Origin of the sequence: Synechococcus sp. WC101 (assembly GCF_047461555.1) — a bacterium.
In the GTDB taxonomy this organism is placed as follows: Bacteria; Cyanobacteriota; Cyanobacteriia; order Thermostichales; family Thermostichaceae; genus Thermostichus.
This window is the reverse complement of sequence record NZ_JANSHG010000074.1, coordinates 1-11,992: the sequence shown is the minus strand read 5'-3', so window position 1 is coordinate 11,992 and position 11,992 is coordinate 1. Positions and strand designations below refer to the sequence as shown.

8 protein-coding genes and 2 rRNA genes are annotated in these 11,992 nt (G+C 58.7%); 4 read left to right on the top strand and 6 right to left on the bottom strand.

What is annotated here, in order from left to right; all coding sequences use genetic code 11:
* Both NW809_RS06735 and rrf read left to right on the top strand, forming a co-directional pair.
* A 23S ribosomal RNA gene (locus NW809_RS06735) occupies positions 1 to 1,002 on the top strand; the annotation flags it as partial.
* Positions 1,003 to 1,060: 58 nt separating this feature from the next.
* Positions 1,061 to 1,178: ribosomal RNA gene (rrf, locus tag NW809_RS06730) — 5S ribosomal RNA — on the top strand.
* Between the two features lie 109 nt (positions 1,179 to 1,287).
* On the opposite strand, the gene NW809_RS06725 is transcribed toward rrf, so the two are convergent.
* The 3 genes from NW809_RS06725 to NW809_RS06715 form a co-directional block, all read right to left on the bottom strand.
* Positions 1,288 to 2,124, bottom strand: a complete 837-nt coding sequence (locus tag NW809_RS06725) for a hypothetical protein (protein WP_414401777.1) — start codon at positions 2,122 to 2,124, stop codon at positions 1,288 to 1,290.
* A gap of 224 nt (positions 2,125 to 2,348) precedes the next feature.
* On the bottom strand, positions 2,349 to 2,951 hold the full coding sequence (gene nrdR / locus NW809_RS06720; protein WP_011429961.1) for a transcriptional regulator NrdR: 603 nt from the start codon (positions 2,949 to 2,951) through the stop codon (positions 2,349 to 2,351).
* A 68-nt stretch (positions 2,952 to 3,019) separates the two neighbouring features.
* Complete coding sequence (locus NW809_RS06715; protein WP_011429960.1) at positions 3,020 to 4,561, bottom strand: cryptochrome/photolyase family protein; 1,542 nt, start codon at positions 4,559 to 4,561, stop codon at positions 3,020 to 3,022.
* An 86-nt stretch (positions 4,562 to 4,647) separates the two neighbouring features.
* On the opposite strand from NW809_RS06715, the gene NW809_RS06710 reads away from it, so the two are divergent.
* On the top strand, positions 4,648 to 7,041 hold the full coding sequence (locus NW809_RS06710) for an ArnT family glycosyltransferase (protein ID WP_240530995.1): 2,394 nt from the start codon (positions 4,648 to 4,650) through the stop codon (positions 7,039 to 7,041).
* Here the strand turns inward: NW809_RS06710 and NW809_RS06705 are convergent.
* The gene (locus NW809_RS06705; protein WP_011429958.1) at positions 6,923 to 7,951 is read right to left on the bottom strand and encodes a LysR family transcriptional regulator; all 1,029 of its coding nucleotides are present in this window, start codon (positions 7,949 to 7,951) and stop codon (positions 6,923 to 6,925) included. The genes NW809_RS06710 and NW809_RS06705 overlap by 119 nt on opposite strands.
* A 283-nt stretch (positions 7,952 to 8,234) precedes the next feature.
* On the opposite strand from NW809_RS06705, the gene ribH reads away from it, so the two are divergent.
* Positions 8,235 to 8,825: a 6,7-dimethyl-8-ribityllumazine synthase gene (gene ribH / locus NW809_RS06700; RefSeq protein ID WP_011429957.1), complete on the top strand. Its 591-nt coding sequence runs from the start codon at positions 8,235 to 8,237 to the stop codon at positions 8,823 to 8,825.
* Here ribH and htpG read toward each other — a convergent pair.
* Both htpG and NW809_RS06690 read right to left on the bottom strand, forming a co-directional pair.
* Entirely contained in the window at positions 8,819 to 10,678 is a 1,860-nt protein-coding gene (gene htpG / locus NW809_RS06695) for a molecular chaperone HtpG (RefSeq protein ID WP_414401776.1), read from the bottom strand. The genes ribH and htpG overlap by 7 nt on opposite strands.
* A gap of 104 nt (positions 10,679 to 10,782) precedes the next feature.
* On the bottom strand, positions 10,783 to 11,992 hold a 1,210-nt coding region (locus NW809_RS06690), incomplete at its 5' end, for an LCP family protein (RefSeq protein WP_414401775.1).

Here is an 11,992-nt window from a genome sequence, read left to right as displayed (position 1 = left end):
CCGAAGCCCCGGTGAACGGCGGCCGTAACTATAACGGTCCTAAGGTAGCGAAATTCCTTGTCGGGTAAGTTCCGACCCGCACGAAAGGCGTAATGATCTGGGCGCTGTCTCGGAGAGGGACTCGGCGAAATAGACTTGTCTGTGAAGATGCGGACTACCTGCACCTGGACAGAAAGACCCTATGAAGCTTTACTGTAGCCTGGAATTGGGTTCGGGCCTTGCTTGCGCAGGATAGGTGGGAGACTGGGAAGTACCCCTTGCGGGGGGTATGGAGTCGCCGGTGAGATACCACTCTGGCAGGGCTAGAATTCTAACTTTCCGCCCGGAAGCGGGGGAAAAGACAGTTTCAGGTGGGCAGTTTGACTGGGGCGGTCGCCTCCTAAAAGGTAACGGAGGCGCGCAAAGGTTCCCTCAGACTGGTTGGAAATCAGTCGTAGAGTGCAAAGGCATAAGGGAGCTTGACTGCAAGACCTACAAGTCGAGCAGGGACGAAAGTCGGCCTTAGTGATCCGACGGCGCTGAGTGGAAGGGCCGTCGCTCAACGGATAAAAGTTACTCTAGGGATAACAGGCTGATCTCCCCCAAGAGTTCACATCGACGGGGAGGTTTGGCACCTCGATGTCGGCTCATCGCAACCTGGGGCGGAAGTACGTCCCAAGGGTTGGGCTGTTCGCCCATTAAAGCGGTACGTGAGCTGGGTTCAGAACGTCGTGAGACAGTTCGGTCCATATCCGGTGCAGGCGCGAGAGGATTGAGAGGAGCTCTCCCTAGTACGAGAGGACCGGGAGGGACGCACTGCTGGTGTACCAGTTATCGTGCCAACGGTAGACGCTGGGTAGCCATGTGCGGAGTGGATAACCGCTGAAAGCATCTAAGTGGGAAGCCCACCTCAAGATGAGTCCTCTGTTAAGGTCCCGGGAAGACGACCCGGTAATAGGCTCTAGGTGGAAGTGCAGCAATGCATGCAGCCGAGGAGTCCTAATAGACCGTCTGCTTGACCCAACTGCAGGGGTGTTCTGCCTTCTCTTGCTGTGCAGCTTTCAAGGTGTTTTTCCCTTTGCCTGGTGCCTATGGCGATGTGGAACCACGCCGACCCCATCCCGAACTCGGACGTGAAACGCATCAGCGGCGAACCTACTTGAGGGGTGACCCTCCGGTAACCTAGCTCGGTGCCAGGCTCATCTCTCCACACCAACCCCCCAATACAAGGGGGGTTGTTGCGTATCTCAAGGGGTAACTCTGCAGTCTCTATGGGTGTAGAGGGTGTACGGAATTCCTTCTCCGGGACTATTGGGGTGCTTTCACAGGAGCGGGTGATGGGTTGTTGCGCAAAAAGGGTTGTACAGCTACGAAGCCCAATCCAAAAGAGGCGACTACCAAAAGAACTGCAGCGGCCATCCAAAGCAAAACGGATCCTTGGGATCCGTGATGTTGATCGCGCACCCGTTGGTAGACACTGGTGGCATGAACCTCGCCACCCATATTCTGCATCAACTCTTCCAAGGAGGGAATCTGATAGCCGGCACGGGGGTAAGGAGGCTCAGCAGGAGTGTCTTGACGGGGACGGGGGGGTAGAGTGCAGGGCTGAGATCGGGGCTCAAGGGGGGGGGTGGCAAAGTCAGAGTAAGAGGGAGTTGGATAGACGTTGCCAGGGAAGGGTGAAACCTCGCTGCGAGCTTGGCGTCGCTTGAGGCGATTCAAAAAATCATAGGAGGGAGAGGCTTGGTCATGTTCTGAGGTCAGGCCATCCCCTCGAAAAGGGGCTGCAGCAGCCTCTCTTTCAAGAGCAGCGGCTTGGCTTGTGTCAGCAAGCCGTAGGCTGATTTGCTGTAGGTGCTTCAAGGCCTGGCCCAATTGCCCCTGAAATTCTTGCGCGATGGCAGTAATTTCTCCAGACAATTGTCGATGCAGAGCGCGCAGGCGCTGGTTTTCGGAGGAGAGGCGGCTCACCTGCTGACGGGCAGATTCCAGCTCTTCAGCCACTTGTTGATATACCTGGATTGGCACTGTCCCCGGCCCGGTCTCTAGTGAGGCAGGGGCGCGAAAGCTGCTGTTGCCGGGCAAGCCATTGGGGTTGCCGTTGCGAGCTTCAGAGGGGCTAGAACCCCGAAAGTCGTACTGCATAAGTTGAATCAATCCGTCAGAAAGGATGAAAAGCTGAGGAAGGTGGGCAGGCGGGGATCCCGAACAGACAAGGCCGCAAGGATCACCGAGGGGTAGCGCTGAACACCGACCGGCCGAGGATGCCTAGCGCTATGCTTAGTGTAAGCGGCAATTGCTAACCCAAGCATACCGCTAAGCTTTTTGGATGGGAGCCCCTTTCTAGCAGTTTTTCTCGCCCGCAAGCGTTATTTCGGGATCTCCGAGAGATTGCTCGAGGTGTCGTTTTGATCGAGGAGTTGGGGAATACCCCCCACCCAGTCTGGAGAAGCTGTGGATTCCGACTCTGAAGGGGGAGAGTTCCGCAACGGCCGCTCCAGATCTCGTCGTAGGTGGGTTTCCAACCGTTCCAACTGTTCCAGTTCGGTAACAAAGTCTTTTATACCCTGGAACTTGCGGTACACGGAGGCAAAGCGCACATAGGCAACTTCGCTCAGGCGCTGTAGGCGCTCCAGTACCATCTCGCCAATGCGTAGGGTAGTTACCTCTTGAACGTCTTCCAGTTGCAGTTTTTCTTCGATTTCGTTGACCAACTCCTCCATCTGCTTGACGCTAACCTGGGTTTTTTGGCAAGCGCGCATCACCCCCTGCAAGATCTTGTTGCGGTTAAAACTCTCTCGGGATCCATCCCGTTTAATGACCATGATGGGCATGAATTCGATGCGCTCATAGGTGGTGAAGCGATAGCCACAGGACATGCACTCCCGCCGCCGCCGCACGCTTTGGCCACCTTCTGCCGAACGGGACTCTAAAACACGAATTTCTTGCTTGCCGCAGCGGGGACATTTCATGACGTGGGCTCCTTGAACCAAGTAACACGTGAAGAGAGGGTGCTCCAATTCTAGTGAATACCAGACAGCTAGGCATTGGGGGTGGACTCCCACCAAGCAGCGGCTTGCGCTTGGATTTGGGCCCTCTGCTCTGGCTGGAGGCGATCCAGGTGGGCCAGTACCCCTTTCATTCTTCCCAAGGGAAGCAAAAGGGGCCGGTGGCGCAACAGGAAATCCCAGTAGAAGGTATTGAAGGGACAGGCCCGTTCGCCCACCTTTTCGCTGGGATTGTAGCGGCAATGGCGGCAGTAGTCACTCATTTTGCGGATGTACTGGGCGGAAGCGGCGTAGGGTTTGGTGGAAAGCATGCCCCCGTCGGCAAAGAGGCCCATGCCGATGACGTTAGGCTGCATCACCCAGTCGTAGCTGTCGATGAACACGTCGTGAAACCACGCTTCTACGGCTTGAGGTTGGATACCGCTGATGAGCGCGAAATTGCTGAGCACCATTAGGCGCTGGATGTGGTGGGCATAGCCATGGCGGCGAATTTGCCTCAGGGTGTGCCGCAGGCAGGCCATGTCCGTTTCGCCTGTCCAAAAAAAGTCGGGCAGGGGGCGGTAGTGGCCAAAAAAGTTGGTCTGGGCATAGCCCTGGGGCATTTGGTATTCGTAGAAGCCGCGCATGTATTCCCGCCAGCCCAGGATCTGGCGGATGAAGCCTTCGGCAGAGGGGAGAGGGATCCCGCCGCGATGGTAGGCCTGCTCGGCAGCGGTGATGACTTCTTGGGGGGTGAGGAGCCCTAGGTTGAGGTAAGGGGAAAGGAGGGAGTGGTAGAGGAAGTCTTCTTCGACTTGCATAGCGTCCTGCCAGGGGCCGAAGTGGGGCAGGCGGTGCTGGATGAAGTCCTCAAGCACCTGCAGGGCTTGGGCACGGGTGACGGCCCAGCCAAAGCCTTCCAGGGATCCAAAGTGGTGGCCGTAATGGCGCCGCACTTTCTCCATCACCGCCTGCGTGATGGCGTCGGGGGGAAACGTCAGAGGCGGCGGGTAGCGCCGGCCAGGTTGGGGAGGCTGCCGGTTTTCCCGGTCGTAATTCCAGCGCCCGCCGAGGGGCTGGGAGCCGTCCATGAGGATGCGGAAGCGTTTGCGCCCTTGGCGATAGAAGTCCTCTAGGAGGAGGCGCTTGCGGCCTGAGGCCCAGTCGATAAATTGGCGGGCTGTCCAGAGAAAGTGGTTATTTTCCAAGACCAGGAGGGGGCAGGGGAGGGCAGACCTCAGCTTTTCCACCTCATCCCGGACGGGAATATCGGTGGGCTGCATGAGGCGGATCTGTTGCAATCGATGTTGCCTAGCCCAGGCTTGCAGGGGTTCGGCATAGTCTTCGGCTTCCGCATAGGTGACGGGGTGGCCGCGCTGTTGCAATTCTTGGGCAAAGTGGCGCATGGCCGACCAGACCAGGACCAGCTTTTGCTGGTGATGGTTGCGGGAGCTGGCCCAGGCGTGGGACTCGACAAGGAGAACGGGAACGCGGTGGGGGGGGAGGGCTGAGAGGGAGGCCAGGGCAGATTGCTGCGGATGCAGTTGATCCGAAAGGATCCAAACTCCTTCTGAACCCGTGGTCGAGACGGTCATGGGGAATTCTGGATAGCTTAGATAGCTGGATCCAGGTTGAGTTTAGCTCTGGGGCAGAACGCTAAAGGGAGGGGATCCAGCCGGCTATGGGCGAGATAGCCAGAAGGAAGGTCCAAAAGGGGCAAGGGATCCCCTTTCTCCAGGTCTGGGCCGGGCTGGGGATGGTGGCGCTGCTGCTGCTGCTGGTTTGGAACTGGAGCGATCCCCTGCCGCCGGCCTGGGATGAGGCGCAGCACCTGTTGCAGGCGCAGGCGTTTGGGGATCACCTGAGCCGGTTTCGCTGGGAAGGGCTGTGGTGGCAGCAGTTTTTGCACTTGAACCAGCGCTACCCGCCTCTGGCCTATTGGTTGGGGATCCCGTTGGCAGCGCTGCATCCGTTTGGCCGGGCCGATGGGCAGTTGCTCAATTTGGTGTTGCTGGGGATCCTGACCCTGGCCACCCAGCGGCTGGGGTGGCGGGCCTATCGCTCTTGGGAAGTGGGCTGGCTGGCGGCAGTGTTGGTGCTTCTCTATCCGGGGATCACGGCTTTGGCTCATGTCTACATGCTGGAGCTGCCGCTGCTGGTGGCGGTGACGCTGGCTTTTTGGGCGCTGTGGGCCTACGCGGAGGAGCCGTCCTGGCGGGGGGCGGTGGGGGTGGGGGCGGGGCTGGCGGCGGTGCTGCTGACCAAGTGGACGGGGGTGCTGTTTTTGCTGCCGCCGCTGCTGGCTGTTCCGCTGGGGGTGAGGATCCCTTGGCCGCTGCGGCTGGCCCACCTGGCCCTGGGAATGGGGGTGACGCTGCTCTTGTGCTGGCCCTGGTATGGAGCTAACTGGCTGTTTGTGCTCAGCAATGGGTGGGCCTATGCCGACACCGCCCACTACTACGTCACCTGTGCGGCGGGATCCCTGTGCTGGTGGACGGCCTACTTGCGCTGGTTGCCCCTGCAGATGGGCCCTTGGCTATGCCCCTTGCCACTGCTGAGCTTGTGGGGATCCCCAAGCCGGCGGGAGGCTCTCCTCTGGGGTCTCTACGGAGGGGGCTACCTTCTCTACACCCTGGTAGCCATTAAGGATGTGCGCTTTACTTTGCCGCTGTTGCCCCTGCTGGCCATCCTCTCGGCAGGAGGGCTGGCCAAGCTTTGGCGCTACTTGGGCGAGCGCTGGGGGGAAAGGGCGCTGCGCCGGGGAGTGGGCATGAGCCTAGCCCTGGGAGCTCTGGCCCTCTTGAACCTGGGGCAGCCCCTCGCTCCCGGCGTGGCTCCGCTCTGGAAAGGGATCCAGATGCGCTGGCAGGGGCAGCACCCTCAACAGGAGCTGACGCGGTGGATTGGATCCCGGGTGCAGCCAGGTTTGACCGCCACCCTAGGCGTTCTTCCCAACACCGAGCTGATCTCGTCGGAAACTCTCAGCTACTTGGCGGCCCTACAGCGCTGGCCCATCACCTTCCGCGGCGCCGGCCAAACCCCCTGGCCAGAGGTGGAGCTGGCGCTTCTGGATGGGTTTGTGGATGCGCCAGGGGAGCAAGGAATTGTCGGCCCCTACGGTCCAGCTAAGGAGCAAATTCGGCAACTCCTAGACAAAAGTCCTGACTGGCAGCAAGAGCATTTTGATCTGCCGGCGGTGGGCCGGCTGTCCACCTACTTCCCCAGCAAGCCCAGGGTTGTGCTGCAAGAGTTGCCCGCTGCGGCAGAGGCGGTGGAGCTGCTAGAGCTCCAGGTCTTGCCAGAGGAAGGGATCCCAGCCTGGCACTTGCGCTGGCAGGGGCCAGCCCAGGACTTGGCGCAAACCCTCGTCTGGGCGCGACTGGAAGATCCCCAGGGGCAGGTCTTGGCCAAGCGGGCCTGGGTGGTGGGACAGAACCGCCTGTTGCCCTACGCCGCCGGCAGTTGGCAGGTGGAGGAGATCTTGGCCTGGCCAGAGCTGGCAACCAAAGAAGGAATCCTCCACCTGGAGTGGCAACCTCCCCAGGGAAGGCGTCGGTCGTTCAGTCAGCCCTGGGAGGGATCCCGCAGCGGGAAAGGGGGATCCCTTATCTCCCCTGGAGATCCCCTCTTTCTCCTACAACAGGCAGCTAGGGCGGCTGCGATTGGGGATCTGGAGGCGCTCTCCCTCTACCTCAACGCCTGGACGACGTTGCAATATCCAACTTTCCTCACCGATCCGGATCGGGTTTTGATCCGGCAACTGCTGGAGGGAGAAGAGCAATGGGCAGCCGCCCAGAGCTGGCGGGAACGGCAGATCCAAAGCCACTACGAGCTGGCGTTGCTGGAGGTGGCCCTGCTGCGGCCGCAAGCAGCCCAGCGGCATTTTCAGCGGATTGTCGAGCTGGATCCCGAAGACAATTGGGCACGGGCCTATTTGGCATTTTTACGGGTCTTTTTTACCCATGATTTTCGGAGCCTCCAGGGGTTGCAGCAAGAGCTGGCGGCTGCAATTTATCCCCTTTGCCAGAAAGCCAATCCGGATTGGGACTTGAGTTGGCTCTGCGCGGCTCTTTAGGAGGAAGATCCAGATCTATTTGAGAAACTTGAGAAAGCAGGAAATCGGCAAAAGCTTTGGCTACCACCGAGAGGCGCTTGGAGCGCAAATAGACCAAATGCCAAAATCCACGGATGGGAAACTCTTCCACATCCAAAATGGTCAAATGGTTTTGCCAATCTCCCAGAGCCAACACATGCTGAGACAAAACCGAAATGCCCAGCCCGCCGATAATGCCCTGGCGAATGGCTTCGCCACTGCCTATCTCCATGCGGATGTTGAGCTTGAGGTTATGTTTGTCGAAGAGCCGCTCCACCGCCATGCGGGTGCCGGAGCCGGGCTCGCGGGCCAAGAAGGGCTCTTGAGCAATACGGGCCAGGGGGATCCGCTTCTGGCCCGCCAAAGGATGGTGAATAGGAGCCATCACCACCAAGGGATTTTCTAGAAAAGGTTGCGCCACCACGTCCAAATCTTCCGGGGGCATCCCCATCACATAGAGATCGTCCATGTTGTGGCTGAGTCGCTCCAAAACCTGCTGCCGGTTCAGCACCTTGAGGGATACATCGATGCCGGGATACCGCTGACAAAACGTGCCCAGCAGGCGGGGAATAAAGTATTTGGCCGTAGTGACCACACCAATGCTCAGTCGCCCTTGTTTTAACCCCTTCAGGTCGGCGAGGGTCATCTCAAATTCGTTCAACTGCTCAAAGATTTTTTGACAAGTTTGGTACAAAGCTTGCCCCGCCTCTGTGAGATAGAGCCGCTTGCCCACCTGCTCAAACAGCGGCAGCCCCACCGATTTGCTCAATTGCTTGATCTGCATGGAAATCGTGGGCTGGGTCAGGTAAAGCTCCTCAGCGGCACGGGTGAAGCTGAGATGACGGGCAGCAACCTCGAAGATTTGCAACTGGTGCAGCGTAATGGCCTTCATAGAGAATCAAGGATCACTAAAGGTTTACTCTTAAATCATAAAACTCAATCTATGACCCTTGGCGAGATTTCCCTGAGAGCTCGCCGGCTCGAGCGGGTCTCCGCGGGCTCTTCTTCTGGAGGACGGAGAGGGACTGGCGAGCCGTTTAGCTACTGTGAGAATGTCGAAGGCCAGGTGCTACCACCCCTTTTTGGGCAGATCTGAAGGAGAAGGGTAAATTAGGATAGGAAGACACGGTTGTGCGGTGTGGAGCAGCGCCTGGTTTTTTCCCGGAGCAGCGCAGATGGCAGTTTACGAAGGCAATTTTGTTCAGACGGGGGATCTGCGTCTGGCCATTGTTATCAGTCGGTTTAACGATTTGATTGCCGGCAAATTGTTGGAGGGGTGCCAAGATGCCCTGAAGCGGCATGGCATCGATGTCAGCTCGGAGAGCCAGCAGGTGGACTATTACTGGGTGCCCGGCAGCTTTGAGGTGCCTATGTTGGCCTGCCAACTGGCGCAGTCCCGCCGTTACGATGCCATCATCTGCCTGGGGGCGGTCATTCGGGGCCAAACCCCCCATTTCGACTATGTGGCAGCAGAGGTGGCCAAGGGGATCGCGGCAGCCAGTTTTCGCACCGGCGTGCCGGTCATCTTCGGGATCCTCACCGCCGATACCCTACAGCAGGCGCTGGAGCGGGCTGGGATCAAGAACAACAAAGGCTGGGAATACGCCATGAGCGCTCTGGAGATGGCCACCCTGATGCGCCAAGTAGCTCCCCTCTTGCAAGGGAGCGACAGGGCTGCCAGCAATGGGGCGGCCTCCCGCCCCTCTCTGCCCGGTGGAGCGGAAGCCCTGCAGCCGGGGGTAACTCTGGAGGGTGCCGCCTACTGACGGCGGGTTAAACGGGTGAGCACCTCGTTGGAACGCTGCACAAAGGCCCGTGCGGCTGCCGGGTCAAAGCTTTTCTGGGTAATCAGCGCCAGATCGTAGATGTGGTTGCAGATGAGGTTGACCAGCTCCGGATCCCGCCCCTCCTCGGCCAGAGCCTGCAGGTTTTGGATCAAGGGGTGGGCGGTGTTGAGCACCAGCGTGTGCTCTTCCAAAAACTCCATTGGCTTCTGTTGCAGGATGGCATTAAGCTCCTGCAGGCGCCGCAGCGCCTCCGGCAGCAGGATCATAGCCGGAACCGACTCCGACTTGAGGGCCTCGGCTTTGATCTGCAGCTTCTCTTTGCCCAAAGCCTGACGAAAGAGATCCACCAGCTTTTCGCTGCGGGTTTTTTGTGTTACCGGGTCGACGAGCTCGGCAGCTTTGTCTTTTTGGATCAGCGTCTCGTCCAGCTCGGAATCCACCCGCTTAAATTGGATCCCTTCTTCCCGATACTCCCGCTCCAGGAAGCTGCTGAAGTGGCTGTCGATCCAGCTATCCAGCATAATGACTTCTAGTCCTTGGGAGCGGTGCAGGTCGATATAGGCGCTCTGGGCTGCCTCGTCGGTGGCGTAGTAAACCCGCTTATTCTGTTTCTCCCGCGTGCGCTCCAGGTACTCTTTGAGGGTCACGTACTCAGGTTTATCGGCAGGGGATCCGGCCAATCGGAAGATGAGAATGTTTTTAATCTGGGCGAAGAACTTGTCGTTGTTCATCGCCCCAAATTTCATGAAGAGGCTGATATCCGGCCAGACCTTGACATATTTTTCGTAGTCTTCTTTGTAGAGCTCGTTGAGGCGATCCGCCACCTTTTTGGCCACGTGATCCCCAATGCGCCTGACGGTACGGTCATTTTGTAAAAAACTGCGGGAGACGTTGAGGGGAATGTCTGGGCTGTCGATGGCGCCGCGCAGAGGCAGGAGGAATTTGGGAATGACTTCTTCGCAGTTATCCTGGACAAAAACTTGGTTGCAATACAGCTTGACCTGACCCTTAGTGGGATCGATATCAGGCCGCAGCTTGGGGAAGTAGAGGATCCCTTGCACGATGAAGGGGTAATCTGTGTTGATGTGTACCCAGAAGTGGGGATCCTCTTGGAAGGGATAGAGGTAGCGGTAAAACTCTAGGTAATCCTCATCCTTGAGCTCAGAGGGAGGAATCTTCCAGAGGGGCTTTTGCCGGTTAATGACTTCTCCGTTGAGTTTAATGGGGACGGGAATGAAGTCGCAGTATTTGCGCACCAATTCGCGGATGCGGCCCGGCTCCAGGTACTCCTCGCTATCCGGGCTGAGGTAAAGGGTAACCGTGGTGCCGATGGCGGAGCGCTGGGAATCGGAAAGGGTAAAAGTTGGGCTGCCGTCGCAAGACCATTTCACAGGGGTGCTGCCCGGCTGATAGGAAAGGGTGTCGATCTCCACCCGCTGCGCCACCATAAAAGAGGAATAGAACCCCAGGCCAAAGTGGCCGATGATCGCCTGTTCTGCGTCTTTGCCTTTGTACTTTTGAAGGAACTCCTCAGCGCTGGAAAAGGCCACTTGGTTGATGTATTTTTTCACCTCTTCGGCAGTCATGCCGATGCCAGTGTCGCTGACCGAGAGGGTCTTGGCCTCTTTGTTGAGCGCAATCGTGATTTCTGGCTCCGGGGGATCCGCCACTTCGCCAGCCAGTTTGGCCATCTTCAGCTTGGCAATGGCATCGGCGGCGTTGGAGATCAGCTCTCGCAAAAAGATCTCCCGATCCGAATAGAGAGACTGCTTGATGATGGGGAAGATGTTCTCGGTGTGGATGGTGATGGATCCCTGTTCCAGCACAGTCATAGATGGCTCAGCACGCAAACAAGCTAGTGCCAATCTACAGAGGCAACAGAGGCCCCGACAAGCCGAACTGTTTCCAGAAATCCGCACTCGCCACCGAACCGGCCCTAGAGCTGAGCCCCTCTGGCCGGACTCTGCGCCTGGTCAATATCGAGGGTAAGCTGCTGGGCCCAATCTTGGCCGATGCGAATGGTGATGTCGGAGTTGAGCACGCCGGTGGATTCCACCCGCAGCTCTCCTAGCCCAAGGGCGGCCCGCACCTGCTTGGCTCCCTCGCGATCCCCGCTTTGGGCGAGGATCTCTGTTTGCGGCAACACCTGGGGGCTGTCTTCGACGGCAAAAACCTGGGTATAACCCTGTCTAACCAGTTCTTGCACCATGCGGCGGGCCATTCCCGGCTTGCCGGTAGCATTTTGCACGGCTATGCGCAGGCGTTGCGGCGGAATGCGGGCTACCTCTGCCTCTAGGCCAAAGTGGGAGACAGCCACCCGTCGGATCGCGGCTGGATCCGGCAGCCAATAGCTGGTGGAAAATTCTCCTGGCTGACTGAAGCGGCCCGGCAACAGCACCAGGTCGATGCGATCGCCCCCAGAGGTGAGGACAAACTTGGCCAAGCTCAGAACCTCTTCCCAGGTGAGGTTGGTATCCAGGTGGGTGCGGACGACCTGCAAAACCTTCGGGATCCGAGGCCAAACGGCGGGGGAGAGCAGTTCTCGACTCAGGGCCCGCAGCAGTTCCTGTTGCCGTTGCACCCGACCAATATCCCCCAACCCCAGGTGATCGCGGCGAAAGCGGGCAAAGTGGTGGGCTTGTTCGCCGTTGAGGCGTTGCCAGCCGGGCTCCAGGTTGATGAATAGCCGCTGCGTGTGATCTACGTAGTGCATCGGCTCCGGCACGTAGACTTCCACACCGCCCACCGCATCGATCAGCTCTTCCAGGGCATCGGTATTGAGGCGAACGTAGCGGTCAATCGGGATCCCGCCCAGCAAGGTGCTGACCACCTGGGCCGTTAGAGCTGGTCCACCCACCAGGTTGGCTGCATTGATCTTGGTGACACCAAAGCTGGGCAAGCGCACGCGGGTATCGCGGGGGATGGATAGGACGGTAATCCGCCGCGCTTGGGGATCGAAGCGGGCCAAGAGAATGGTGTCGGTGCGGGTGTTGAGACGCTCCCGTTCTCTGGACAAGGGCAGGGCGGGATCCGGGTTGTCGGTGCCGAGAATGAGGATATGCAACGAGCGATCCAGAGCTGCCGCCCGCAAAGCATCCGGACGGAAGGCTTCTTGTTCGCCGGGAGTGAGGGAAGTGGGGATCACC

Coding starts and splice junctions, on each gene's coding strand:
- NW809_RS06725 (WP_414401777.1), bottom strand. CDS start 2,124: ATGCAGTACGACTTTCGGGGTTCTAGCCCCTCTGAAGCTCGCAACGGC.
- nrdR (WP_011429961.1), bottom strand. CDS start 2,951: ATGAAATGTCCCCGCTGCGGCAAGCAAGAAATTCGTGTTTTAGAGTCC.
- NW809_RS06715 (WP_011429960.1), bottom strand. CDS start 4,561: ATGACCGTCTCGACCACGGGTTCAGAAGGAGTTTGGATCCTTTCGGAT.
- NW809_RS06710 (WP_240530995.1), top strand. CDS start 4,648: ATGGGCGAGATAGCCAGAAGGAAGGTCCAAAAGGGGCAAGGGATCCCC.
- NW809_RS06705 (WP_011429958.1), bottom strand. CDS start 7,951: ATGAAGGCCATTACGCTGCACCAGTTGCAAATCTTCGAGGTTGCTGCC.
- ribH (WP_011429957.1), top strand. CDS start 8,235: ATGGCAGTTTACGAAGGCAATTTTGTTCAGACGGGGGATCTGCGTCTG.
- htpG (WP_414401776.1), bottom strand. CDS start 10,678: ATGACTGTGCTGGAACAGGGATCCATCACCATCCACACCGAGAACATC.